Below are 25,361 nucleotides of genomic sequence, written 5' to 3' on the forward strand. Positions count from 1 at the left end.
GGCAAGCACCTAATTGCCCAGTGATGCAGCGTATCTTCGAAGCCCTGTCCTCATCCGTCCGCCGGAAGATACTGGCCTATCTCAGCCATGCGGAGCTGAGTGCCGGCGAGATCGCATCGCGCTTCTCCATGTCGAAACCGTCCATCTCGCAGCATCTGTCGGTGCTGGAGGCGGCGGGCCTCGTCACCAGCGAGAAGCGTGGGCAGTTCGTCTTCTACGCGATCGTGCCGGACAGCCTGACGAACACGCTCAACGGCTATGTCCAGGAGGTGTGCCCCGTCTCACGCCCACTGAAGCGCGAGTCGGCGGCGCTGACCCCGTCGGACCGGCTGCACGTCATCACTGGCGGGCCGGGATCGGGCAAGTCGACGCTGATCGACGCGCTGGCGGCGGCGGGTATCGCCACCAGCGAGGAAATCGGCCGGCGAATCATTCGCGAACAGGTCGCGGCGCGGGAGAATGCCTTGCCCTGGGGCGATCAGCGTCGCTTTGCCAAGCTGATGCTGGCGGGCGAGACGGCGGCGCGCGAGGCGGCGCTGGATCGCAGCGAGACGGTGCTGCTCGACCGCGGGGTCCCGGATGTCGCCGGCTTCCTGCGCGTGTCGGGGATCGCGGTACCGCCCGTGCTGGATCAGGCGGTGCGTTCGCACCGGTACAACCGCCGCGTGTTTCTCGCGCCATTCTGGGCGGAGATCTTCACTGAGGATGCGGAGCGCCAACAGTCGATGCAGCTCGCCGCCGCGACCGAATCGATCATGCGCGCGACCTATGCCGACTATGGCTACACGATCGTCGAACTGCCGCGCGCATCCGTCGCTGAGCGGGTCGGCTTCGTGCTCGAACACCTGAACGCGGGGGACTGACACCTCCGGGGAGCGGTTCGATGTTACTGGCTCCGAGGCAATCCTGCGTTCGTCGCTGACCGAGGTTGCCTTTAAGGCCACCGTCGCGCTCCGGCCCAGCCGGTCCAGAGCTAACTCGAACCCTCGGCCTCGGCGGCATCGTCCGAGCGGGCAGGATGTGACTGCGCGCAGACTGCCAAGCCACTGTAATCCGGGTAGGTGACGTGCAAATTCTAACGATCGAAGCGTATGAGGCGCTTTTCGGGGCAGCGACCGTCTGTTGCATGCCTTTGAGCCGAAGCCCGGATCGTGTCGCCACGTGCACGCGCTGCCCCGGCAGCAGAAGACGACGAAGCAGGCTCCAGAGGAATTTTGTCGAGCGAAAACCGGCGCTGGCGGGATGTCGCATTTCCCCTGCCCAGCTATGCAGGCGCTCTGGCGAGGCTTGGCTGCATGCTGACTCATGCCGATCCCACCACGGCAGTGAGGATCGGAAGCGATCTCGGCGGGTTAGAGCGGGATGGAGCCTTCTACAACGCCGTTTGCCCTCGTGGTCGAGGACGAACCTCTCATCCTCATGGAGACCTGCGCGATTCTGGAGGATGCAGGCTTCCGCGTCTACGATGCGGACGACGGCGATCGCGCCAAGGAACTGCTCGATCGGCACAGTGACAGCGTCATTCTTCTGTTCAGCGACGTCGATATGCCGGGATCGACGCTGGACGGGTTTGCCCTCGCGCGGCATGTCGCGGCGACCCACCCCCACATCGAAATCGTGATCGCCAGTGGGCGGGTGAAGCCCTCGGACGGCGACATGCCGGACAAGGCGACGTTCATCAACAAGCCGTTCAATCAGCAGATGGTGATCGGCCATCTCGCGAAAACCCTTCCGGATCACAAGAAGCCGGAACCGCTGAAGACGGCGATCTAGGCTCCGCATTCGCAGGAGTCCCTGACACTATCGACGCTCGACCCTCGGAGAAGCCGAGCATCCACAGCGTTCGCTCGGCAGGAGCATCGTGGTCGATCGGGCATTGTCCTGCCCAGGATGCTTCGTCCCGCCCCGCAGCAAAGCCAGCGGCCCGAGGGCCCAAGGCCGTCACTCCTGCCCATCGTCGCTCGCCGATCTCGTCAGCCAGTGAGTATTACCGTCTACAGCACCACGAGCCGACGTTCGACGCCTCAGCAAACCCAAGGTGCTCACCCGCGTCTTCACCGCATGATCGCTGCATCCCAGCGAAGCCGCTATGTCGATGATCGAGGTTCCGGCCGCGTATTGCTTCGCCAGCATCTGATCTTTTTGCATCGTCCAATGGGAAGCTGGCACGTTATGGTTTCCGGGCCTGTTGATCAGGATCAACATCCTGCGTTCCCGTCGAGATGTCGCTGATCCGGATCGCAGCGTCCCGCTCGACATGGGTTAGCGTCGGCAGCGCTAACTTGTTGAGCGAAGTTCGATCCGGCCGAGTGTCGCGGATCGGGGTCGGCCGGGAAAAAGTCTCCTGTCGGCAGCGAGCATCCCGATACGACCGTCTCCGCCGCCGGGATCAAGCGGCTGGATGACGAGCGGGCCGCTTGTGGTGAGCTGCTCTGGCGTGACGCGTCGATCGTCGGCGAGTGGGTAGTGTACGCTGAGCGGCGCGGGGGTCAGGCACGCAGCGGCGACGCGACCTCTTCCAGCGAGAGCGGGAGATCCCCCGGCACGCTATACCCTCGCGACGACGGACAACGCGGGTGCGCACGATAAGGTTTGGATAGCGCAGCGGCCATATCGCCGTTCGCGCCAGTTTCATCTACTTGGCTAAGTAGCGCTGGATGCCCCGTGAGGATTCGAACCTCAATTGACGGAGTCAGAGTCCGTAGTCTTACCTTTAGACGACGGGGCAACAGGTGGGCGCGTCTAGGCGGGCGGGCGGGGCATGTCAACGCCCCGCGTCCGGCGACAGCGGCGCGGGCGGCTTGTCGCAGGGGCCGGTGACCGCTACGTTGCACCTCAAGCACCGGACGGGATCTCCCGCGACGGCAGAACAGAACAGAAAGATCACGGCACATGGGGGATGTTTCCGCCCGATTGCCGTACCGGCAGGATCGCCCTGCCCGTCCGGCGCCCGCCCGGCCGCCACGCGGTCGCTGGCACGATGCGCACGCCTATGCGGCGCTGGACCTCGGCACCAACAATTGTCGTCTGTTGATCGCCCGCCCGCAGGGGCCGGGGTTTGCAGTGGTCGACGCCTTTTCGCGGATCGTCCGGTTGGGCGAGGGGCTGGCCGCCAGTGGGCGGCTGAGCGATGCGGCGGTGGAGCGGACGATCGCGGCGCTTCGGGTGTGTGCCGACAAGCTGAAGCGGCGCAACGTCACGCTGGCGCGGTCGGTGGCGACGGAGGCGTGTCGGCGGGCGGTGAACGGGCCCGCCTTTATCGAGCGGGTGCATGAAGAGACGGGTATCCGGCTCGACATCATTTCCGCCGAGGAGGAGGCGCGGCTGGCGGTGCTCGGCTGCCACGCGCTGATCGAGCCCGGCGGCGGGCCGGCGCTGGTGTTCGACATCGGCGGCGGATCGACCGAGCTGGTGCTGGTCGACACCGAGGGCCCCGCACCGCGCGTGATCGACTGGCATTCCGCGCCCTGGGGCGTGGTGTCGCTGACCGAAAGCGCCGGGGGCGGCGAGGATGCCGAGGGGCGGGCGAAATCCTATGCGGCGATGCGCGCGCTGGTCGCGGACAGCATGGCGGCGTTCGCGGCGCGCCTGCCGCGCGGCGTGGCGCGACCGCGGCTGCTCGGTACCAGCGGCACGGTCACGACGCTGGGCAGCGTGCATCTGGGCCTGTCGCATTACGACCGGTCGGCGGTCGACGGCCTGATCGCGCCGGCGTCGGCGATGCGCGACATCAGCCGATCGCTGGCGGAGAAATCGATCGCCGAGCGCGCCAAGGTGGCCTGCATCGGCAACGAGCGCGCCGATCTGGTCGTCGCGGGCTGCGCGATCCTGGAGACGATCATGGATCTGTGGCCGGCCGAGCGCCTCGGCATCGCCGACCGCGGAATCCGCGAGGGTATCCTGCGCAGTCTGATGGGAACGCCCAAGCCATGAATCGGCCAAAACGATGAACCGGAACATTACTGGCGGCCGCAAGCGCGTGAAGACCGCGCGCGGCCGCACCGCCGCCTCGACCCGCTGGCTGGAGCGGCAGTTGAACGACCCCTATGTCCGCCGTGCCAAGGCGGAGGGGTATCGCAGCCGCGCGGCGTACAAGCTGCTGGAACTGGACGAGCGGTTCGGATTACTCAAGGGATCGCGCCGCGTCCTCGATCTGGGCATCGCGCCGGGGGGCTGGAGTCAGGTCGTGCGGCGGCGCTCGCCGGGGGCGCAGGTGGTTGGGATCGACCTGCTCCCGGTCGATCCGCTGGACGGCGTGACGATCCTGGAGATGGACTTCATGGACGACGCCGCACCGGCGAAGCTGAGCGAGGCGCTGGGCGGCGCACCCGACCTCGTCCTGTCCGACATGGCGGCGAACACGGTCGGGCATCCACAGACCGACGCGCTGCGGACGATGGGGCTGGTCGAGGCGGCGCTGGCGTTCGCCGTCGAGGTGCTGTCGCCGGGCGGCGCGTTCGTGGCGAAGGTGTTCGCGGGCGGCGCGGATTCGGAACTGGTGGCGGAGATGAAGCGGAACTTCACGACGGTGAAGCACGCCAAGCCGCCGTCGAGCCGGAAGGGGTCGGTCGAGTGGTTCGTGGTGGCGCAGGGGTTCAAGGGTAGGGCAGCGGATCAGCGCAGCTGATGCGCGTCTCGGCCCGACCTGCGGCCGGCGGGCGCAGCCCGGTCGACGGCGCGGCTTTGCCGCGGCGGGGTTGTGGGCGAGGCAGCGTGCTGCAAATCGTCGAGAACGCGTCTCGGTCCAAGCGGACGTCTTCTGCGTGTTTTTCCGTGCCGGGCCGGTCCGGCATCGACGGTTTCGCGAGCCTGCCGGCGGCTGGTTGTGCTGGTCGGTGGATGCCGGGACGAGCCCGGCATGACGGGAGGCTTATCGGAGCCGACGGAGGACACGGCCATGCCGCTTAGGTTCAAGCGGGGTCGCGGATCAGCGTAACTGATGCCGACCTACGATACAGCTGGGTGCCTCTATCGAACACGGGGCGAAGCGCGGTCGGTGTGGCGAGCGATCACGAGCGACGGATCCCGCCGTTGAGCCGAACACCAGCTTGCCCGCTCGTCACCCCAGCGAACGCTGGGGGTTTCCATGAGGAGAGGACGTCCCCGTCCCACGGGGAGGCCCCGCTTTCACTGGGGCGACGGCCAGGCGGAAGGGGCACCCTCCCGAAGCCGCTACGGGAGGGTCCGGAGCCTCGTCGACAAGTCGCACGAGAAGTCAGAAGAGCAACACGGCTAAGCCGTGTCGTCGGTCGCGGCGCTGCCCCGCCGGCCGAGGATGAGGCCGCGACGGCGATCAGCTAGTGCTGATCGCCTGCCTCACCCATCATAATCTGCGCCGAGATTCTGATTCCGCGGCGGTGCCGATGCCGTCAGGCGCAAGGCTTCGGCGGAGGCCGAGAGGCTGCCGATGGCGTCGGCCTCGTCGTCGTCGTCCATCTGAACCTTTTGCAGGCTGTTGACGACCGATTCCTCCAGATGCGCCGGACGGACCGTCTCCTCGGCAATCTCGCGCAGGGCGACGACCGGGTTCTTGTCGCGGTCGCGGTCCAGCGTCAGTTCGGCGCCGCCCGAGATCTGGCGCGCCCGCTGTGCCGCAAGCAGCACGAGGTCGAACCGGTTGGGAATCTTGTCGACGCAATCCTCGACGGTGACGCGCGCCATGCCGTGTCCTTAACTACACCAATAGGGAGAATTGCGGCGCTTACGCTGCGGGGGGGCGAAAAGCAAGGTTTGCGGCATCGGCAACATGGATCAACGCCGTTGCCCATGCGTAATGGTTGCATGGCCACCGCTCCCGCCGACCGCACGCACACCCGTTCCGGGTCGATCGATAGGCCGGCGTTCATGGTGGAGGGCAACCGGCTGACGCTGTTGCCCGAGGGGCCGGAGCGGATGGACGCGCTGATCGCCCTGATCGAGGGCGCGAAGCACGACCTGCGCATCCTCTATTACATCTATGCCGCCGACGATTCGGGGCGGCGAGTCAACGCTGCGCTGGCGGCGGCGGCGCGGCGCGGAGTGCGTGTGGCGCTGATCGTCGACGGGTTCGGCAGCGACAAGACGCCCGACGCGTTCTTCGATCCGCTCGCCGAGGCGGGGGTCGACAAATGCGTGTTCTCGGCGAAGTTCGGGCGGCGCTATTTGCTGCGCAATCACCAGAAGCTCGCCCTGGCCGATGCGGAGACGAACCCGCGCATCATCATCGGCGGCTTCAACGTCGAGGACGATTATTTCGGCACGATCGCCGACAAGGCGTGGCGCGATCTGGGCCTGTTGGTCGAGGGGCCGGCGGCGGCGCGCATGGCCGGGTATTTCGATGCGCTGAAGACCGCGGTCGAGCGGCCCAAACTGCGCATCCGGCCGATCAATCGCGAACTCGGCCGCTTCAGCGAGACGGAAGGGCGGCTGCGCTGGCTGATCGGCGGACCGACGCGGCGGCTGTCGCCCTGGGCGAAAACGCTGCGCACCGATCTCGCGACGGGTCGCTGCATCGACATGATCGCTGCCTATTTCACGCCCAGTCCGATGCTGCTGCGGCGGATCGAGCGGAGCGGGAAGACGGGCCAGCGGGTGCGGATCATGACCGCCGCGAAATCGGACAACAATGCGACGATCGCCGCCGCGCGCTTCAGCTATGCCGGCCTGCTGAAGCGCGGCGTGCGGATGTTCGAATATCAGGCGACCAAGCTGCACACCAAGTTGTACGTCGTCGACGATGCCGTGCATGTCGGCTCCGCCAATTTCGACATGCGCAGCCTGTTCATCAACCTGGAGCTGATGCTCCGGATCGACGACGCCGCCTTTGCCGCGCATGTTCGCGGCTATGTCGACGGCGAACTGGCGAACGCGCGCGAGATCACGTGGGACGGGTACCGCGCCACGACCGGCTGGTGGCAGCGCGTGAAGCAGTTCGGCGCCTATCTGGTGCTGGCGGTGGTCGATCCCGGCCTGTCGCGCGGGCTGAATTTCGGGATAGACGAATAGTCGCGTTCGCTTTGTTCGCCTGCGCATCCTAGAGGCGGGCGCGATGAATACTTCGATCGATCGCCGGACGATGTTGCGCACCGCCGCGCTGGCTGGCGTGGGCTGTGCCGCGACGCCGATATGGGCGCAGACCGGCGCGTCCGGTCTGGAGCGACCGGTGCTGTCCGGCGAGGAGATCGTGCTGCGGATCGCGCGGCAGACGATGGCGATCGACGGCACCGCATCGCGGGCGATCGGCATCAACGGCGCCGCACCCGCGCCGCTGATCCGCCTGCGCGAGGGGCAGCGCGTGCGCCTGCGCGTCGTCAATGCGCTCGACGTCGATACGTCTCTGCACTGGCACGGGCTGCTGGTGCCGTTCCAGTATGACGGCGTGCCGGGCGTGTCCTTTCCCGGCATCCGGCCGGGCGATCAGTTCGTCTATGACTTCACCGTCCGGCAGAACGGGACATACTGGTATCACAGCCATTCCGGCGGGCAGGAGCAGGAGGGGCTGTACGGGCCGATCGTCATCGACCCTGCCGGCCCCGATCCGATCGCGGCGGATCGCGATCACGTCGTCATGTTCTCCGATCACAGCGAGCAGAGCCCGGCGGCGATCTTCCGCCGGATGAAGCTGCAACCCGGCTATTATAATTTCCAGCGGCAGACGCTCGCCGGCCTGCTGGCGGGGCGCGACCAGACGGCAAAGGACCGCAAGCACTGGGGGGCGATGCGGATGGACCCGGCCGACATCGCCGATGGTACCGGCGCGACCTACCGCTACCTCGTCAACGGTCACGGCCCGCGCGACAACTGGACGGGCCTGTTCGAACCGGGGCAGCGGGTGCGGCTGCGCCTGATCAATGCGTCGGCGATGACGACCTTCAACGTCCGTATCCCGGGTCTGGCGATGACGGTGGTGCAGGCGGACGGGTTGAACGTGCGGCCGGTGACGGTCGACGAACTCCAGATCGGTGTCGCGGAGACATACGACGTGATCGTCACGCCGACGGGCGATCGCGCCTATACGTTTATCGGGGAAAGCATCGACCGGTCGGGCATGGCGCGCGCCACGCTGGCGCCGCGGACGGGGATGGATGCACCGGTGCCGCCGCTCCGGGCGCGTCCACTGGCGACGATGGCTGATATGGGCATGGGCGGCATGGCAGCGGGCGGCGAGGCACGGGGCGTCGATCCCGGTGCGGAGCAGAACGCGTCGCGGACCCTCGCGACGCCCGGCTACGTCCCGCCACCCGCAACACCGGTGGATCACGCGACGATCGATCATGCCACGATGGACCACGGCGCAATGGACCACGGCGCGATGGACCACGGCGACATGGCGATGCGCGACTTCTCGCGCGCGCCGCAGGTGCATAAAGGCCCCGGCGTGCAGACGATCGCGCCGATGCCGGTCGATCGCACCGGCTATCCGGGGCAGGGGCTGGAGGATGTCGGCCACCGTGTGCTGACGTACCGCGACCTGATCGCGCTTGATCGCAACCCCGACGTGCGCGGGCCGGATCGCAGCCTGACGATCCACCTGACGGGCAACATGGAACGCTTCATTTGGGGCTTCGACGGGCAGCGGATGGTCGACACGCACGAACCCTTCGCCTTCACCGAGGGGGAGCGGGTGCGCGTCACCCTGATCAACGATACGATGATGGGGCACCCGATCCACCTGCACGGGCATTTCTTCGATCTGGTGACGGGCAAGGGCGATCACGCCCCGCGCAAGCACACCGTGCTGGTGCAGCCGGGCGGGACCGTGACGTTCGACCTGACCGCCGATGCGGTCGGCGACTGGGCGTTCCACTGCCACATGCTCTATCACATGCTCGCGGGCATGATGCGCGTGGTCAGCGTCCGACCGCGCGGGGAGGCGGCGTGATCTGGGGGCTGGCGCTGCTCGCCGTCGCCACGATCGGCATCGCGCCGGGCGTCGTATCGGCCAGTGCGCAGGATCATGCGATGCACGGCATGCCGGGCATGGCGATGCCGGGGGCAACCGCGAAGCCTGCGCCAGCGAAGCCGAAGCCTGTGGCGAAGATGCGCGCCGCCAAGCCAACGGCGAAGCGCGCCGCGCGGCCGCAGCCGCGTGCGGCGGTACCCGCGCCGGTGGATCATTCGCAAATGGACCATAGTCGAATGGACCATAGCGGGATGAACCACGCGGCGGCCGGGGCGGCGACGGATTCCGAGCCGATGGATCAAGGCGCTATGGCGTCGCCGGCGGCGAAGGCCGGCACGGACCTGCCCGCCGGGGATGCGCCCGCGCCGGCTGTGCCGATGCCGCATTATGCCGACCGCGTCTGGGAGCCGGCGGCAATGGCGCGCGCCCGCGACGCGATGATGCGCGAGGAGGGCGGCGGCCAGACCTTCGCGCAGGTCATGCTCGACCTCGCCGAGCTGCAGGTGCGGGACGGTCGCGAGGGTTATCGCTGGGAGGGGGAGGCGTGGTTCGGCGGCGACATCCACCGCGCCGTCGTGAAAAGCGAGGGCGAAGGCGATCTCGGCGGCCGGCTGGAGGCGGCGGAGGTGCAGGCGCTGTATGCGCGCGCAATCGGGCCGTACTTCAACCTTCAGGCCGGCGTGCGGCACGACATCCGCCCCGGTCCGGCGCGCACCTATGCGACGATCGGCGTCGAGGGCCTCGCCCCCTATTGGTTCGAGGTCGACGCCGCCGCGTTCGTCGCGACGACGGGCGAGGTGCTGGGCCGGGTCGAGGGGTATTACGATCAGCGGCTGACGCAGCGCTGGATCCTGCAACCGCGCGCGGAAGTGAACCTGTCGGTGCAGGATGTGCGTCGGCGCGGGATCGGGTCCGGCATCACCGACGCCGAACTCGGGTTGCGACTGCGCTACGAAATCCGCCGCGAGTTCGCACCGTATGTCGGCGTGTCATGGGAGCGGCGACTGGGCGACACCGCCCGCTTCGCTCGCGGCGCTGGCGAGGACACCGGCGGGATCGGTGTTGTTGCCGGGCTTCGTGCCTGGTTCTAGTCCTTCCAGGCCCAGTAGAGCTGCGCCGGCGGCACGTTCCACCATTCCATGTCGTGGTCGATGCGCTGCCAGTGCGGGGTCAGGAAGTCCTTCACCTTCGGGCTGAACTGATAGACGAGGAACGCGCCGCCCGGACGCAGCGTCGCATGCGTCGCGGCGGCGATCGCCGGGCCGACGCCCGCGGGCAGCGTGGAGAAGGGCAAGCCCGACAGGATGTAATCGGCATGCGCGAAGCCGCGGTCGGCAATGATCGTCGCCACGTCCGCTGCCGATCCCTCGACCGCCTGGAACCGCGGATCGACGATCGTCGCGTCGAGATAGCGGATGAAATCGGTGTTGGTATCGATCGCGATCAGCGTCGCGTCCGGCGCCATGCGTTCCAAAATGGGACGGCAGAAGGTGCCGACGCCCGGACCATATTCCACGAACAGCTTGCACTGGTCCCAATCGACCCGTCCCAACATGTTGCGGATGAGCTTGTCGGAGGATGGGATGATCGACCCGACCATCACCGGGTGCTTCAGAAAGCCCTGAAAAAACATCTGCGCCGGGGACGGTATCCCGGCGGGGCGGCGCGCGCGGCGGGCGGCGGTGGACGAGCTTGCCATCGGAATCCTGTCGGTCGTGGTCCCCACACGATCGGCGAGGCTGCCCTCTCCGTCGCACAGGTGCCGAACGTGTTGCAAGCCATCGGGTTTCGCCATGCGGCTAATCGAGTGATCGAAAGACGTGGCGGAGTGGGTTGGCGCACCCCCGCCCGCCTCCTACAGCGGCGTCATGCGAGGGGCGGACGATCATGGTCGGGAGGGGCAGGTCGCGGTCGTGTTCCTGTCCCGACGCAGCAGCGCCGACGAGGCGGGTTACGCCGACGCGGCGGCGGCGATGGACGCTTTAGCTGCGGTTCAGCCCGGCTATCGCGGTGTCGACAGCGCCCGCGGCGCGGACGGGTTCGGCATCACCGTCAGCTGGTGGGAAGACGAGGCGTCGGCGGTGGCATGGCGCACGCATCCTGACCATAAAGCGATCCGCGACCGTGGCCGAAGTCTCTGGTACGACGGGTACGAGGTCGCCGTCGCCGGCGTGACGCGGTCCTACGCCTGGGCGCGGGAATGACCACCCCCGACCGCAACTTCGCGCTGATGTTCCTCGTGATGCTGACGATCGCGGCGGGCAATACGGCGCTGCAATCCGTGTTGCCGGCACTCGGGCGATCGCTGGGCGTGGCGGATGCGATGGTCGCGGCGGCGTTTTCCATCTCGGCCTTGTTGTGGGTGGTCGCCGCGCCGTTCTGGGCGAACCGGTCCGACACCTATGGGCGCAAGGCGATGATCCTGCTGGGCATGGGCGGGTATACGCTATCGCTGCTGCTGTGCGGACTGTTTCTGGCGGCGGGGATCAACGGCGTGGTCGGCGGGACGACGGCGTTCGTCCTGTTCGTGCTGGGCCGTGTCCTCTACGGCGCGCTCGGCGTCGCCGCGCCGCCGGCGGTGCAGGCGGAGGTCGCCGGATCGACCACGCCGGAAGAGCGGACGCGCGCGCTGACGTTGCTGGCGAGTGCGTTCGGGCTGGGCACGATCCTGGGACCGGCGATCGCGCCGTATCTGCTGCTCGGCCATGTCGGCGGCTTCGAGATCGGGCTGGCTGGGCCGGCGTTTCTGTTCGCGCTGTTCGGCGCGGGCGTTTGGGTGACGGTGTGGCGGTTGCTGCCGGACGACCGGCGTCTGCGGGGTGGCGGCACCAGTTCCGCCTATCCCTCGATCGGCGGTGCGCCGACCGGTGCGACGGTGGCGGCGGCGACTCAGTCGCACGGCGAACAGGTCGGCTATCTCGACCGCCGCGTCCGCGCGTGGATGATTGCGGGGCTGGTGATGGGGCATGCGCAGGCGATGGCCAGTCAGGTGATCGGCTTCGTCGTGATCGACCGGCTCCACGTCGCACCGTCCGCCGCGCTGGAGCCGACCGGGATCGTGCTGATGATGGGCGCGGGCGCGGCGTTGCTGGTGCAATGGGGGCTGATCCCGCTTTTGAACCTGACCCCCCGGCGGCTGGTGCTGGTCGGCCTGACGCTGAGCATCGCCGGTACCGCGCTGACCGGGTTGGCGACGTCGCTCTACGGAATCTCGCTGGCCTATGCGATGGCCAGCCTGGGGTTCGGCTTTACCCGCCCGGGCTTCACGGCGGGCGCGTCGCTGGCGGTCGGGGCGGAGGCGCAGGGCTCCGTCGCGGGCAAGGTCACCAGCGTCAACGGCGCCAGCTTCGTGCTCGCGCCGTCGATCGGCATCGGCCTCTACGGTCTGTGGCAGCCGCTGCCGTACCTGATCGCCGCCGGCTCGCTGGTGCTGGTGTTCGGCTATGCGTGGGGCGGCTTGCGCGGGGCGGCGGATCGATCCGCCGCCCCGATCGCTTGAGCGTCGATGGCACTCGTCGAACTCGGCCGCTACGATCGCAACGCGGCGCATATCATCGTCGGCCGGCTGGACTCGGAGGGGATCGATGCGGTCGCGTTCGACGGCGGCTCCAGCATCGCCGACGGCAGCTACCTGCTGATCCCGGTGCGGGTCATGGTCGACGAGGACGATCTCGTCGAGGCAAGGGCGATCATCCCCGACTAAGTACTGCCCGATAATCGGGCACTGCATCGCCGCTGCCCGATAATGTTTCGTTAACTAAACGGTTTCGCGGGCCTTCCGCTACGGAATGGCTGCGTCTCCCGAATGGCACGCCTGTTGCAGAGCAGCATCCTGCATCAATAGCCAATCAAAGGGGGCGGGATGAAACTGGTCATAGCGGTCATCAAGCCGTTCAAGCTCGACGAGGTCCGCGAAGCGCTCACCACGCTGGGCGTCGCGGGCATGACGGTCACCGAGGTCAAGGGTTTCGGCCGCCAGAAGGGGCAGACCGAGATCTATCGCGGTGCCGAGTACAGCACCAACATGGTGCCCAAGATCAAGGTCGAGGTCGTCTGCGCCGCATCGATCGCCGACCGCGTGGTCGAGGCGATCCAGCAGTCGGCGAACACCGGCGCGATCGGCGACGGCAAGATCTTCGTGCTCGACGTCGGACAGGCGGTGCGCATCCGCACCGGCGAAACCGACGATTCGGCGCTTTGAAGGGGGGAATGATGACGCTTTCTCGCATGATCGCGGGGATCGGGGCGATCGCCACGACCACCGCACTCGCCGCACCCGCCTGGGCACAGGCTGCCGCCGCCGGGCCGATCAAGGCGCCCACGCCCGAACAGATGGCCACGATGGTCAACAAGGGCGACACGACCTGGATGCTGATTTCCTCGGCACTCGTGCTGCTGATGTCGGTGCCGGCACTCGCGCTGTTCTACGGCGGCCTCGTCCGCACCAAGAATATGCTCAGCGTGCTGATGCAGGTGTTCATGATCGTCTCGGTCGCCGCCCTCGTCTGGGTCTGCTGGGGCTACAGCATGGCGTTCACGGGCGGCTCGCCCTATGTCGGCGGGCTCAGCAAGGCGTTCCTCGCCGGGGTCAGCGCCACGACTTACGGCGCGACCTTCTCCAACAACGTCTACATTCCCGAATACGCGTTCGTCGTGTTCCAGATGACCTTCGCGTGCATCACGCCCGCGCTGATCGTCGGGGCGTTCGCGGAGCGGATCAAGTTCACGCCGCTGCTGATCTTCGTCGTGCTGTGGCTGACCATCGTCTATTTCCCGATGGCGCACATGGTCTGGTACTGGGCCGGCCCGGACTTCCTGTCCGACGCACCGACCGACACCGGCCTGCTGTACGGCTGGGGCGCGCTCGATTTCGCGGGCGGCACGGTGGTCCACATCAACGCAGGGATCGCCGGTCTCGTCGGCTGCCTGATCATCGGCAAGCGCGTGGGGTACAAGCAGGAGCCGATGCCGCCGCACTCGCTGACCATGACGATGATCGGTGCGTCGCTGCTGTGGGTGGGCTGGTTCGGCTTCAACGCCGGTTCCAACCTGGAGGCGAACGGCCTCGCCGCGCTGGCGTTCATCAACACCTTCGTCGCCACTGCGGCGGCGGCGGTCGCCTGGGCGGTGATCGAACAGATCGTCCACAAGAAGCCGTCGCTGCTCGGCGGCGTGTCGGGTGCGGTCGCGGGTCTCGTCGCGATCACCCCGGCGGCGGGCTTCGCCGCACCGATGACGTCGATCCTGCTCGGCTTCGTCGCATCGGCGGTCTGCTTCTGGTTCGTCACCACGGTGAAGAACAAGCTCGGCTATGACGACACGCTCGACGTGTTCGGCATCCACTGCGTCGGCGGCATCATCGGCGCGATCGGCACCGGCATCGTCGCCGCGCCGTCGCTCGGCGGTCAGGGCTGGGTCGACTACACCGTCTTCCCGTCGGTCGCCGGCACATACGACATGGCCGGTCAGGTGCTGACCCAGATCAAGGCGGTCGTGCTGACGCTGGTACTGTCCGGCGGCGTCTCGGCGGTGCTGTTCTACGGCCTCAAGGCGACGACGGGCCTGCGTCCCAGCAAGGAAGTCGAGACCGAGGGCCTCGACATCAACGAGCATGGCGAGCGCGCCTACAACTACTGACCCGTTCGGGGCGGGGCCTGAAGAAGCCTCGTCTCCCCCGATGTTCCTCCTGCGGACATCCTTGAAGCCCGGTGCGGAAACGCACCGGGCTATTTTTTGGCCGGCCGCTCCGGTAGCGTCGGCGCCATGCTGATCCGATTCCTGCTCGCCCTGATGATCGCCGCTCCGGTTGCGGCCCAAGTCGCCGCGCCGGCCGGGCCACCGCCGGTTCGCGTCGTCATGACCACGACCGAAGGACCGATCACGATCGAGGTGGATCGCGCCGCCGCGCCGGTCACCGCCGCCAATTTCCTGCGCTACGTCGATGCCAAGCGGCTGGACGGTATCACCTTCTTTCGCGCGATGCGGCTGGCGTGGGGGCCAGGCCTGATCCAGGCGGGGCAGCACGACATGAAGAAGCTGTATCCGCCGATCGCGCACGAGCCGACGACGAAGACCGGGCTGACGCATACCGAAGGCGCGATTTCGATGGGCCGCATGGCCCCGGGCACCGCACGCGCCGACTTCACGATCGCGATCGGCGATATGACCGGGCTGGACGCGCATCCCGAGGCGCCCGGCGACAATGTCGGTTATGCGGTGTTCGGCCGCGTCGTCGAGGGGATGGACGTGGTCAAACGCATCTGGTCCGGCCCGCGCGATCCGAATGCCGGGGCAGGCGCGATGAAGGGCGAGATGCTGAAGCCGGGGGTCAAGATCCTGACGGTGCGGCGGGTTCCGTAAGGGCGCAGTGCATCGAGGAATGCCGGTTCTCGCCTGACCGTTGGTGCCGGGCGACGTCGAAGCACTTCGCCGGGGGCATGGCCTTCGACTTCGCTCAGGCCGAACGGAGATGGGCATCGTCACGGTACGACAAGCGCGATAGGCGGGCTGCCAGCGCGTTCTTGAGGCCGTGAATGCCATTTCGTCATGCCGCGCCCGTCCCGGCATGACGATCGATGCGTGATCCGGGTTTGAGCCCAACCCGTGACGGCTATTCGACGGCCGGCATGCCGTTGAAGCTAGATCACCGCACGTGCGACATCGCCAGAATCAGCCTGCACCCGATCTGCACAGGCTTCGCGCAGCAAGCGCATCGTTCGCGCCATCGTGGCTCGACCGCGGCAGCGCATCCCGTCAGCCTGAAACAGGACGGGGTGCACAGGCATGACGGGGTTTGGACGGGGCGGCATCGGTCGCAAGCTGATCGCGAGCGCGGCGCTGATCGCGCTGGGCGAGGCGATCGTGTTCGAGGAGGGGATGATCGGCGCGGCGCTGGGCGGGTTCGCGCTCGCATGGCTGGCCGCACTGGTAATGACTCGGCCGGCGGTTCTCCGTGACTGCGACGCGCGCATTGCGGCGCTGGCCGCGGGCGGGTTCGCGCTGGTGCTGGTCGACGATCCGGGCTTCCTTACGCTCCTGCTGTTCGCGATCGCCGTGTCGCTGGCCACGCTGCTGCCGCGGCGGCGGTTCGACGATGCGATCGCCTGGGCGGGGCGACTGGTGTGGCATGGCGTCAGCGGGCTCGGCGCGCCGCTGCGCGATCTGGGCAAGATCAGCCGGGTCCGAGAGCGGCGACGTTATCAGGGTCTGCGTCTGACCGGGATGATCTCACTGGTGGCGCTGCCGATCGTTGGCGGCGCGCTGTTCCTGACGCTGTTCGCCAACGCCAATCCGCTGATCGCCGATGCTTTTTCGGGCGTGACGCTGCCGGGCCTCGACACCGTCGTCCTGCGCACGATCCTCGCCGCCGTCATTACGGCGGGCGGGTGGCCGATGCTGCGTCCGGCCGCGTCGACGACCCGGCAGCGTCAGGAGCGCGCAGGGTTCGACCTCGACGCGGTGCAGCCCGGCCCGGCCACGCTGACGCTGTCGCTGGTCGTGTTCAACGCGATCTTCGCGGTGCAGAACGCGCTCGACATCGCGTTCCTGTGGAGCGGCGCACCGCTGCCGTCGCGCGTCACGATGGCCGAATACGCGCATCAGGGGGCGTATGCGCTGATCGTCACGGCGTTGCTGGCGGGCGCGTTCGTGCTGGTTGCGTTGCGCCCCGGCAGCGTCGGGGCAGCGAGCGCGACGGTGCGGCGGCTGGTGACGGTGTGGATCGCGCAAAACGTCCTGCTCGTCGCGTCCAGCGCGTTGCGGACGCTCGACTATGTCGACGCTTACGGGATGACGACGCTGCGGCTGGCGGCGCTGGCGTGGATGGCGTTGGTCGCGACCGGGCTGGTGCTGGTCGGCTGGCGATTGTTGCGCGGACGCTCCGCTGCGTGCCTGATCAACGCCAATGCGCTCGCGGCGGCGCTGGTGCTGGCGCTGTGCAGCGTCGTCGATCTCGGCGCGGCGGCGGCGGCGTGGAATGCCCGCGTCGCGCTGGCGATGGGGCGGCAGGGGCCGCCGCTCGACCTCTGCTACCTGCACGAGCTCGGACCATCCGCGATCGTGTCCGTCGCGCAACTGGAGCGGCACGCATCCGACCCGGCGATCCGTGATCGCCTCGCGTTCCTGCGCGTGGAGGCGCAGGACGAGATCGCGATCCGCCAGTCGTACTGGCGCGGCTGGACGTGGCGCAATGCGCGCCGGACCGCGCAGGTCGAGACGATGGTCCGGCCGGTCCGCCTCCGCCCTGCGCCGTATGGTCGCGAGTGCAACGGCGCCATCCGGCGACCCAATCCACTCACCACGGCGTCCATGCCACCGCAAAACTCTTCGTTGACGGGAGCGGCGCAACGATGATCCTGTGCCCGATGCCGCGCACCATCCTTGTCGTCGACGACGATCCGCATATCCGCCAGTTGCTCGTCTTCGCACTGGGCAAGGCCGGGCTCGGCACGATCGAGGCCGCGGACGGGGAGGCGGCGCTGGCGCTGGTCGAAGCGCAGCAGCCCGATCTCATCGTCCTCGACATCAACATGCCGCGGATGGACGGGCTGGAAGTGTGCCGCCGCATCCGCGCCGACAGCCAGGTCCCGATCCTGTTCCTGTCCAGCCGCGACGACGAGATCGACCGCGTGATCGGCATCGAACTGGGCGCGGACGATTATGTCGTGAAGCCCTTCTCCCCGCGCGAGGTCGTGGCGCGCGTGATGGCGATCCTGCGCCGCGTCGCCGCCCCCGCACCGCCCCAACCCGCCGCCGCGACGATCGCGCAGGGGCTGCTGCGGCTCGACATGGACGGGTGGCGCGCCAGCTGGGCGGATGTCGAGGTGCCGCTGACCGTCACCGAATTCTCGATCCTGCGCCTGCTCGCGGCGATGCCGGCCAAGGTGTTCGGGCGCGACGCGATCATCGACCGGCTGCACGGGCCGGGCTTCGCGGTCACGGACCGCACGATCGACAGTCACATCCGCAATTTGCGCGCGAAGTTCGCAAATGTCGGCGGCACCGACCTGATCGAAACACGCGCCGGCATCGGCTATGCGCTGGGGCCGTGCCGCGGCGAGCAGCCCCTGGCGTGAAAGCCTGGGCGAAGCGTCACTGGCCGCGGCTGCGGCTGCGGACGATCCTGTTTGCGACGCTGTTTCTGGTGGCGGCGCTGCCCGGCGTCGGTGCGGTGGGGTTGCGCGTCTACGAGAATACGCTGGTGCGCCAGACGGAGGCGGAGCTGGTGGCGCAGGGAGCCGCGCTCGCCGCCACCGCCGCGTTGCTCTGGCCAGACGTGCTGCCTGGACGCGCGGTGGTGGCGAGTCCGGCGCGATCGGATGCTCCGGACCCGTACGGGTACGACGCGCCGGATAGCGGCATCGATCTCAGCACGACACCGATCCTGCCTGAGCGGCCCGCCGCCACCGTAGCGCGCGACATGACGGCGGATGCGGTCGCCGCGGCGCGGAGGCTCGCTCCCGTCGCCGCCGCCACCAAGGCGGAAACGCTGGCGAGCCTGACGCTGCTCGATCGTGACGGCGTCGGTCCGGACGGCAGCTATGCCGCCCTGACGGAAGTCGCCGCCGCCTTGCAGGGCCGCGCCACCACCGTCCTGCGCCGCAACGGGGCGTACCGCGCCGTGTACCGCTTCGAATGGCTGTCGCGCGCCGCCGCGATCCGCGTCCACCACGCGCGGCCGATCGTGGTGAACGGCCGCGTGGTCGGCGTGCTGCTGCTGTCCCGCTCCGCCCGCGCGCTGTTCAAGGGGTTGTACGAGGATCGCGGCAAGATCGCGCTCGGCATCGTGCTGATCTTCGGGACGTTGGTGTTCCTCAGCGGGCTGCTGTCGCGCGGGATCGCCCGCCCGATCGAGGCGCTGGGCGCGGCTACCCGCGCCGTCGCCAGCGGCCGCGGCGAAGTGCCACCCGCGCCGGTCACCGCCGCGATCGAGATCCAGGGGCTTTACGCCGACTTCGCGATCATGGCGGAGGCGATCGAGCGGCGATCCCGCTATTTGCGCGACTTCGCGCATGCGGTCAGCCACGAATTCAAGACGCCACTCGCGGGCATCCGCGGCGCGCTCGAACTGCTGGCGGAACATGGCGACACGATGTCGACCGACGAGCGGTATCGCTTCCTGACCAACGCCGATGCCGACGCCGATCGCCTCGCGCTGCTGGTGACGCGCCTGCTCGATCTGGCCCGGGCAGACATGGGCACGGGTGGCGACGGCCGGGCCGATCTCGCTGCCGTCGCGCACCGCGTCGCGGATGCGGAGCGGGGCAATGGGTTCGCGGTCGAGGTCGCGGTGCCGGCCGGATCGTCGGCGCGGATCGACGCGGCGACGCTGGAGGCAGTGCTGGCGGGCCTGCTTGCGAACAGTCGTCAGGCGGGGGCGGCATCGGCGTCGATCGTGGCGGTGGGCGAGGGGGATGGGGTGTCGGTTCGCGTGTCGGACACGGGTCCGGGCATCCCGCCCGCGGATCGCGCGCGGGTGTTCGAACCGTTCTTCACGACGCGGCGGACGACGGGGGGGACGGGACTGGGCCTGCCGATCGCGGCCTCGCTGCTCGACGCGCATGGCGGGTCGCTGGTGCTGGAGGACGGGCCGGGCACGGTGTTCGTGGTGCGGCTGCGGTGAGGGCCGGGCCTGTGGCTGTGGCTGCTGGCAGGTCGAGCGTGCGCGAGGATGCGTCCCTTCGGATTGCTTCGGGTTACCTCGATCGCTCCCCGGTCGCGCCGAGGGGCTTCGGGATGCAAGGTGTCGTCCCGTCGCCGTCGACGCCGGTAGCCGGATCAGTGTGCACGATCCGCGCTACCCTCCGCTGCCGGCCAGACGACCTCCAGCGCCGTGCTGGCGATCCGCCAGCCGCCGTCGATGCGCACGTATCGGTCGGCATACAGGCCGAGCAGCAGCAGGGGATTGGGATCGGGCTTGGACGCGGTTTCGAAATCGATCAGGTAGCAGCGTCCCTCCGCCGTGTCCGGTCCGGTCAGCGTGACCTGATGATTGGTGATCGCGTGCAGGAAGGGGTAGCGGCCCCGTCTGTCACGATCGAACTGGCGAAAGGCATCGGCCAGCCCCGCCTTGATAGCGGCCAGCCCCGTCATCGTGCCGACGGTGACGCTCACCGTCGCGTCGGGGGCGAACACCCGATCGAGACCGTCGATGTCGCCGCTGTCGAGGCTGGCGGAATAGCGCAGCCGAAGCTGGCGGATGTCCTCTATTTCCAGCAGCGCCGCGAGGCGGGTGTCGATCATGCTCATGCCGCCGCCTCCATGTCGGCGGACCAGACCGGATAGTCGGTATAGCCCCGCGCACCCGACGTGCCGTAGAAGGTAGCGCGATCGGCCTCCGCGATCGGGTGGCCATGACGCCAGCGTTCGACGAGATCGGGATTGGCGATGAAGCCGCGCCCGACCGCGATCAGGTCGAGTTGGCCCGCCTGCAACGCCGCCTCGCCGGAGTGTCGATCGAAGCCGCCCGCCGCGATCAGCGTCCCGCGATAGGTGCGGCAGAAGTCGGCCGCGAACGTTTCCGGCATCTTCTCGGCGCCGATCGTCAGCTGATCGCTCAGATGGACATAGGCGAGCCCTCGCGATTGGAAGGCCGCCGCCGCCTGCACCCAGGTCTCGGCCTCGTCGGCGAAGGGGCGCATATCGTAGAGCCGGCCGAACGGCGAGATGCGGACGCCGACCCGCTCCATCCCGATCTCCGCCGCCACCGCGTCGATCGTCTCCATCAGGAAGCGCAGCCGGTTCTCGACCGACCCGCCGTAGCGATCGTCCCGGTCGTTGAGCGCACCGTTGATGAACTGTTCGAACAAATACCCGTTGGCGCCGTGAAGCTCGATCCCGTCGAAACCGGCATCGATCGCACGGCGGGCTGCGCGGACGAAATCCGCCGTGACACGCGCCACATCGTCGGTCGACAGCGGCCGCGGCGTGCTGACCGGCACCGGGCCGGGCTTCCCGTCGTCGCCGATCGTGAAGGCGGTTACGCCGGCAGCCGCTTGTCCGGTCGGGCCCACCGGTGCCGCGCCACCGGGTTGCAGCGATACATGCGAGACTCGCCCGACATGCCATAACTGCGCGAAGATGCGGCCGCCTTCGGCGTGCACGGCATCGGTGACCTGGGTCCATCCAGCCTGTTGCGCGTCGTTGAAGATTCCGGGAACGTAGAGGTAGCCGCGTGCCTCCTCCGACACCGGCAGCCCTTCGGTGACGATCAGGCCGGCGCCGGCGCGTTGCCGATAGTATAGCGCCGTTTGTGCGTCCGGGATCTCCTGCGGTGCGCGGGCGCGCGTCATCGGCGCCATGACGACGCGGTTGGCAAGCCGCCGGTCGCCGAGATCATAGGGTTCGAACAACATGGTCATGATATGCTTCCTCAATGGGTTCAGGCCGCCAGCGCGTGCGCAGGTGGGCAAAGGCTCGGGAAATGGGGCAGCACGTCGCGCACCAGATCGTCCATCAGCGCGGCATGCGGGCGACGGCTGATCTTGGGATTGAGCGCGGCATGGTTGATGCCGGCATCGCGCGCCTGTTCCAGGAACTCCGCCAGTGCCTTGCTGCCGGTACGGAAGCCGGCGCGGATCTGCTGCAACGGCTGATCGCGGTCGGCGACGAGATCGAGGTAGCCGGCGATGCCGATCGGCTTGAAGACGGTGTCACCCGCTGCGCGCTCGACCAGATCGCGCCAATCGCTCGCGAAGTCCGCGAGACGGTCGATCGACGGCGACGGCGCGATGAAGCCATGCATGTTGGCGGCCACCCACTCCAGCGACTGCTGGCCGCGACCGATGGCGATCGTCGGGACCGGTCCGAACGCCGGCTTGGGTACCAGATCGAGCCGGCCGTCGCCGCTGCCGAAGCGCGGCGAGGCAAAGTGCGGAAAGTCGCTGCCGATCACCGTCCGATACACGTCGAAGGCGTCGCGGAACCGTTCGCCGCGCGTGGCGAAGTCGATGCCGAAAAGCGGATATTCGGACGGACGATCGCCCGACGACAGGCCTAGCATCATGCGTCCTGCCGACAGTTGATCGACCGTCGCCACCTGCTTGGCGAGCAGCTTGGGTTCGCGCAGCGGCAGGACGATGCCTGCCGTCCCTAGCGCGATCGACGTCGTGACCGATGCGATCGCGGCGAGATAGGTCAGCGGCTCGAACACCTGACCGGCATCGCCGTAGTCCGGATCGTAGAACGGCACGTCGCGCATCCACAGCGCGCTGAGGCCCGCGGCATCGGCCGCGACCGCCGCCGCCATATGGCCGCGCATCGTCGGTGCGGGCGCATCGGGGTAGGTTTCCAGCGGCATGATGAGGCCGAGCGTCAGCGCCTTGGGCGCGAACAGGCTGCGGTAGCCGGGATGACGGGACAGGGAAGCGGCAGACATCGGATAGCTCCTTGGTACCGCCATAATCTAATGTGCCGTTGGCAGACGATAATCCGTTGCGCATGACGATCACTCCGTCCTAGCATTCCACAATGGACGTGCAGGACCTTGCGGGCGTGATCGAGTTCGTGCGGGTGGCGCAGGCCGGCAGTTTCACCGCCGCAGCCGCCACGCTGGGCCTGACCGGCTCGGCCGTCGGCAAGAGCGTGTCGCGGCTGGAGGCCCGCCTCGGCACCAAATTGTTCCACCGGACAACCCGGCGGATCACGCTGACGCATGAGGGCGAGGTCTATTACGAAAGCTGCGTCCGCGCGCTGGAGGAACTCGACGATGTCGAACAGCGGCTGATGACCGGCCGCAGCGAGCCGGTCGGACGCGTGCGGCTGGACTTGCCCGGCGCGTTCGGGCGACGCCATGTGCTGCCGATGCTGCAGGAACTGGTGCTGCGGCACCCGCGCCTCGACCTGTCGATCAATTTCAGCGAGCGCACCGCCGGTATCGTCGAGGAAGGGGTCGATCTGGCGGTGCGGATCGGGCGGCTGGCCGACGATGCCGATTTGGTCGCCGTGCCGCTGGGTCGCCAGCGGCTCGTGATCTGTGCGTCACCCGCCTATCTCGCCGAACATGGTGCGCCTTCGACTCCGGCCGACCTCGCCGCGCGGGATTGCATCACCGGCTGGCAGCGGAGCGCGCATCCCGTCTGGCTGCTGCGACAAGCGGATGGGACCGTCATCTCCATGCCAGTGCGCGTGCGCCACGAACTGAGCGACGGCGAGGCGATGGTGGCGGCGACGCTCGCCGGGTGCGGCCTGTGTCAGCTCCCCACCTGGCTGATCGCCGACCACCTTGCGACCGGGGCGCTGCGCACGGTGCTGGACGATCACGCCGGTGCGGACATGCCGATCCATGCGATCTGGCCCCGGTCCCGCTACATGCGTCCCAGCATCCGGATGATCGTGGCGATGTTGCGACAGGGCGCCCAGACGCGCCCCTCGCCCTTTCACGCCTGAAGAGACCCGCAGGCTACCCGTCCAGTTCGGCTGACCGCGCAGCCAATCACTCTGACGGTCAAAAGCAACGCCCGGTCGCAAATTTCAAGCTGTCGCGCAACATTACAATTTTAAATTGCCAGTGCCGACAATTTTTGAATGTGGAAACTGGAGCGTTCCCGTGAGGTTTCTGCGGAGCCCATCAACCCTGTGATTTTGCGAGTGAAAGTCATTCTTTGACTCAACCAGAGTTGCTGCTAGACCTTGTTAACCAAACATTCAGACACATGACATCGGCGGAATGCTAATAGTCTATGCTGAAGCAGTTAGCGCATAAGGGGGCTCGTAAGATGATCAAGTATCTTGGTGCAGTTGCAGCGCTTGCGTTGTGGTCCGGGGCCGCGGAGGCCCGTGTCGTGACTATCGAATATGCCACCACGACGGGCATACTGGGTGGAGACGTGTCGGGTCGATTTACGTTCGATACGAGAACAGCCTTCAGCGAACGCAGGATTGTTCAGGGGATCGAAACAGCCAATTACGGCGGGTCGCCGACGTGGGTGCACACCTTCGATCTCTTCGGCGAGGTGTTTACGCGCCCGATGTTCATCCAGATATCCGATCAGTTTTTCGGCGACCTCATTCAGTTCTTCTCCGAAGTTCCAGGAATACCTGTGTCCGTCGCCTTTACTCTTCAATATGGCGTCGGGGCACGTCCCACTCTGGACCTGCCCGAAACGGGATATGAAGATGCCGTGCTGAGCGCCGTGACATTTTACGGTGTATCGGGTCCGATCAGCGGCGATCTGGCGAGGTACAGCGTCTCCTACGCCAACTCGGTGCCGGAACCCGCGACCTGGGCGATGATGATCGGCGGGATCGGTATGGTCGGGGGCGCTCTGCGTCGCCGTTCGCGGAATGCGCTCGCCGCCGCCGCTTGACACACCAACCGACACATCGATCCGGCGGGCGCCGGATCGATTTCCTGATGATGTTCTGAAATTCGAGGGTGATTCATGCACGCATTGCTTCGTAAACTTCTGCTGACGGCCACCGCGACGACGCTGGCGGGCCTTTCGATCGCGCCAGCGCAGGCGGTGACCTTTACGCTGATCGACTCCGGTGGGGCCGGAATCGGATCGCAGGCCCGCCTCGGTTTCGAGGTCGCCGCCAGCTATTGGTCGTCCGTCCTGCGCGACAACACCAACATCAATCTCAGCATCGGCTTCTCCTCGCTGGGCTCCGGCGTCGTAGGCCAGACCGCTTCGAACATCGTTTTCGCCGACAATTCCGCCGTCTATGGCCGGCTCGCATCGGATGCGACCTCGTCGCTGGATCGTACGGCGGTCGGATCGCTCCAGCCGCTGACGAACGGGGAGCGGGGCCAAACCTACCTCTCCGCGACGACAAATGCCTTGAACGCGACACGCACCGGCTACATCGACACCCGCACGCGGTTCGACAATGACGCTTCGATCAATAACGCTATTTCGGTGGTCAACACCGCCAACGCCAAGGCTCTGGGCATGACGAGGGACGCCTTCGGCAGCCCCATCTCTCAGAACGGCTTGGATGGCGTGGTCACGTTCAGCAGCGATTTCAACTTCGATTTCGATCCGCGGGACGGCATCGCCGCCAACAGCTTCGATTTCATCGGCACCGCCATCCACGAGATCGGACACGCCCTGGGGTTCATCAGCGGTGTGGATATCTACGACGCGCTCACGGGGCCCGCGGGATTTCAGTTCGATCGGGCGGCAGAAAGGAGCGCGCTCGTCAGGCCCCTGGATTATTTCCGCTACAGCGCGCCCGGCCGTCTGGACTGGTCGACGCAGAACACGCCCTACATGTCGGCCGACGGCGGGCGGACCCAGCTGTTCGGCAACTCGCTGATGTCCACCGGTCGCCTGAACGGCGATGGGCAACAGGCGTCGCATTGGAAGGACTCGCCGCGCGGTGACCCGTCGGAGGGGATCCTCGATCCAACCGTCGGGTTCGGGCAGACCCTGGAGGTGACCGCGCTCGATCTGGCGGCGTATGACATGATCGGCTGGGATATCGCGTTCGATCCGCTGAGCCGCCCCGGCTACCGGATGAGCACGGCATCGATCTACCG

Annotated in this window: 25 protein-coding genes and 1 tRNA gene; 19 read left to right on the plus strand and 7 right to left on the minus strand. The window is 67.5% G+C overall.

What is annotated here, in order from left to right:
• Positions 1 to 23 precede the first annotated feature (23 nt).
• Both AC0CH8_RS03510 and AC0CH8_RS03515 read left to right on the plus strand, forming a co-directional pair.
• Complete coding sequence (locus AC0CH8_RS03510) at positions 24 to 863, plus strand: metalloregulator ArsR/SmtB family transcription factor (RefSeq protein WP_465238687.1); 840 nt, start codon at positions 24 to 26, stop codon at positions 861 to 863.
• Positions 864 to 1,362: 499 nt separating this feature from the next.
• Positions 1,363 to 1,773 (plus strand): response regulator, encoded by a 411-nt coding sequence (locus tag AC0CH8_RS03515; protein WP_204198996.1) that lies wholly within the window; start codon positions 1,363 to 1,365, stop codon positions 1,771 to 1,773.
• A gap of 168 nt (positions 1,774 to 1,941) precedes the next feature.
• Here the strand turns inward: AC0CH8_RS03515 and AC0CH8_RS03520 are convergent, their stop codons facing one another.
• The gene (locus AC0CH8_RS03520; RefSeq protein ID WP_465238688.1) at positions 1,942 to 2,205 is read right to left on the minus strand and encodes a hypothetical protein; all 264 of its coding nucleotides are present in this window, start codon (positions 2,203 to 2,205) and stop codon (positions 1,942 to 1,944) included.
• A gap of 449 nt (positions 2,206 to 2,654) precedes the next feature.
• A tRNA-Gln gene (locus AC0CH8_RS03525) sits at positions 2,655 to 2,728 on the minus strand.
• A 164-nt stretch (positions 2,729 to 2,892) separates the two neighbouring features.
• On the opposite strand from AC0CH8_RS03525, the gene AC0CH8_RS03530 reads away from it, so the two are divergent.
• Both AC0CH8_RS03530 and AC0CH8_RS03535 read left to right on the plus strand, forming a co-directional pair.
• Positions 2,893 to 3,933 (plus strand): Ppx/GppA phosphatase family protein, encoded by a 1,041-nt coding sequence (locus AC0CH8_RS03530; protein WP_204198994.1) that lies wholly within the window; start codon positions 2,893 to 2,895, stop codon positions 3,931 to 3,933.
• Positions 3,934 to 3,946: 13 nt separating this feature from the next.
• Entirely contained in the window at positions 3,947 to 4,627 is a 681-nt protein-coding gene (locus AC0CH8_RS03535; RefSeq protein WP_204198993.1) for an RlmE family RNA methyltransferase, read from the plus strand.
• Positions 4,628 to 5,316: 689 nt separating this feature from the next.
• Here AC0CH8_RS03535 and rpoZ read toward each other — a convergent pair.
• On the minus strand, positions 5,317 to 5,661 hold the full coding sequence (gene rpoZ, locus AC0CH8_RS03540) for a DNA-directed RNA polymerase subunit omega (protein WP_204198992.1): 345 nt from the start codon (positions 5,659 to 5,661) through the stop codon (positions 5,317 to 5,319).
• 120 nt (positions 5,662 to 5,781) lie between these two features.
• Between rpoZ and AC0CH8_RS03545 the strand changes: the two genes are divergently transcribed.
• The 3 genes from AC0CH8_RS03545 (at position 5,782) to AC0CH8_RS03555 (ending at position 9,972) form a co-directional block, all read left to right on the plus strand.
• On the plus strand, positions 5,782 to 6,984 hold the full coding sequence (locus tag AC0CH8_RS03545; RefSeq protein WP_465238690.1) for a phospholipase D-like domain-containing protein: 1,203 nt from the start codon (positions 5,782 to 5,784) through the stop codon (positions 6,982 to 6,984).
• Positions 6,985 to 7,027: 43 nt separating this feature from the next.
• The gene (locus AC0CH8_RS03550; protein WP_465238691.1) at positions 7,028 to 8,860 is read left to right on the plus strand and encodes a copper resistance system multicopper oxidase; all 1,833 of its coding nucleotides are present in this window, start codon (positions 7,028 to 7,030) and stop codon (positions 8,858 to 8,860) included.
• 80 nt (positions 8,861 to 8,940) lie between these two features.
• Entirely contained in the window at positions 8,941 to 9,972 is a 1,032-nt protein-coding gene (locus AC0CH8_RS03555) for a copper resistance protein B (protein ID WP_465238729.1), read from the plus strand.
• On the opposite strand, the gene AC0CH8_RS03560 is transcribed toward AC0CH8_RS03555, so the two are convergent.
• A complete protein-coding gene (locus tag AC0CH8_RS03560) occupies positions 9,969 to 10,580 on the minus strand; it encodes a class I SAM-dependent methyltransferase (RefSeq protein ID WP_204198988.1) in 612 nt (203 codons plus the stop codon). The two genes, AC0CH8_RS03555 and AC0CH8_RS03560, sit on opposite strands and share 4 nt — an antisense overlap.
• Before the next feature lie 121 nt (positions 10,581 to 10,701).
• Between AC0CH8_RS03560 and AC0CH8_RS03565 the strand changes: the two genes are divergently transcribed.
• The 9 genes from AC0CH8_RS03565 (at position 10,702) to AC0CH8_RS03605 (ending at position 19,502) form a co-directional block, all read left to right on the plus strand.
• Positions 10,702 to 11,085 carry an antibiotic biosynthesis monooxygenase family protein gene (locus tag AC0CH8_RS03565; RefSeq protein WP_465238692.1) on the plus strand — a complete coding sequence of 128 codons (384 nt, stop codon included), beginning with the start codon at positions 10,702 to 10,704 and terminating at the stop codon, positions 11,083 to 11,085.
• Positions 11,082 to 12,380, plus strand: a complete 1,299-nt coding sequence (locus tag AC0CH8_RS03570; protein ID WP_465238693.1) for an MFS transporter — start codon at positions 11,082 to 11,084, stop codon at positions 12,378 to 12,380. Before AC0CH8_RS03565 ends, AC0CH8_RS03570 begins: the two co-directional genes overlap by 4 nt.
• Positions 12,381 to 12,386: 6 nt before the next feature.
• Complete coding sequence (locus AC0CH8_RS03575; protein ID WP_204198985.1) at positions 12,387 to 12,584, plus strand: putative signal transducing protein; 198 nt, start codon at positions 12,387 to 12,389, stop codon at positions 12,582 to 12,584.
• Between the two features lie 159 nt (positions 12,585 to 12,743).
• A complete protein-coding gene (locus AC0CH8_RS03580; protein ID WP_055844722.1) occupies positions 12,744 to 13,082 on the plus strand; it encodes a P-II family nitrogen regulator in 339 nt (112 codons plus the stop codon).
• Between the two features lie 11 nt (positions 13,083 to 13,093).
• Positions 13,094 to 14,518, plus strand: coding sequence for an ammonium transporter (locus AC0CH8_RS03585; protein WP_465238730.1), 1,425 nt, complete (start codon positions 13,094 to 13,096; stop codon positions 14,516 to 14,518).
• Between the two features lie 126 nt (positions 14,519 to 14,644).
• Positions 14,645 to 15,241, plus strand: a complete 597-nt coding sequence (locus AC0CH8_RS03590; protein WP_465238694.1) for a peptidylprolyl isomerase — start codon at positions 14,645 to 14,647, stop codon at positions 15,239 to 15,241.
• A gap of 423 nt (positions 15,242 to 15,664) precedes the next feature.
• Positions 15,665 to 17,233 (plus strand): DUF4153 domain-containing protein, encoded by a 1,569-nt coding sequence (locus AC0CH8_RS03595; protein ID WP_465238695.1) that lies wholly within the window; start codon positions 15,665 to 15,667, stop codon positions 17,231 to 17,233.
• 11 nt (positions 17,234 to 17,244) lie between these two features.
• The gene (locus tag AC0CH8_RS03600; protein ID WP_465238696.1) at positions 17,245 to 17,955 is read left to right on the plus strand and encodes a response regulator transcription factor; all 711 of its coding nucleotides are present in this window, start codon (positions 17,245 to 17,247) and stop codon (positions 17,953 to 17,955) included.
• Complete coding sequence (locus AC0CH8_RS03605) at positions 17,952 to 19,502, plus strand: sensor histidine kinase (RefSeq protein WP_465238697.1); 1,551 nt, start codon at positions 17,952 to 17,954, stop codon at positions 19,500 to 19,502. The genes AC0CH8_RS03600 and AC0CH8_RS03605 overlap by 4 nt, the downstream gene beginning before the upstream one ends.
• A gap of 155 nt (positions 19,503 to 19,657) precedes the next feature.
• On the opposite strand, the gene AC0CH8_RS03610 is transcribed toward AC0CH8_RS03605, so the two are convergent.
• The 3 genes from AC0CH8_RS03610 to AC0CH8_RS03620 are packed head-to-tail and all read right to left on the minus strand — an operon-like array spanning position 19,658 to position 22,256.
• Positions 19,658 to 20,128, minus strand: a complete 471-nt coding sequence (locus tag AC0CH8_RS03610) for a nuclear transport factor 2 family protein (RefSeq protein ID WP_465238698.1) — start codon at positions 20,126 to 20,128, stop codon at positions 19,658 to 19,660.
• Positions 20,125 to 21,240: an alkene reductase gene (locus tag AC0CH8_RS03615; protein ID WP_465238699.1), complete on the minus strand. Its 1,116-nt coding sequence runs from the start codon at positions 21,238 to 21,240 to the stop codon at positions 20,125 to 20,127. Before AC0CH8_RS03615 ends, AC0CH8_RS03610 begins: the two co-directional genes overlap by 4 nt.
• Positions 21,241 to 21,260: 20 nt before the next feature.
• A complete protein-coding gene (locus AC0CH8_RS03620) occupies positions 21,261 to 22,256 on the minus strand; it encodes a TIGR03571 family LLM class oxidoreductase (protein ID WP_465238700.1) in 996 nt (331 codons plus the stop codon).
• A 92-nt stretch (positions 22,257 to 22,348) separates the two neighbouring features.
• On the opposite strand from AC0CH8_RS03620, the gene AC0CH8_RS03625 reads away from it, so the two are divergent.
• The 3 genes from AC0CH8_RS03625 to AC0CH8_RS03635 form a co-directional block, all read left to right on the plus strand.
• Positions 22,349 to 23,266, plus strand: a complete 918-nt coding sequence (locus AC0CH8_RS03625) for a LysR family transcriptional regulator (protein WP_465238701.1) — start codon at positions 22,349 to 22,351, stop codon at positions 23,264 to 23,266.
• 329 nt (positions 23,267 to 23,595) lie between these two features.
• Complete coding sequence (locus AC0CH8_RS03630) at positions 23,596 to 24,186, plus strand: PEPxxWA-CTERM sorting domain-containing protein (RefSeq protein WP_204198975.1); 591 nt, start codon at positions 23,596 to 23,598, stop codon at positions 24,184 to 24,186.
• 75 nt (positions 24,187 to 24,261) lie between these two features.
• Positions 24,262 to 25,361, plus strand: a 1,100-nt coding sequence (locus AC0CH8_RS03635; protein WP_465238702.1) for an NF038122 family metalloprotease, incomplete at its 3' end; no start/stop codon positions are given.

It is taken from the genome of Sphingomonas sp. AC435 (assembly GCF_979253005.1).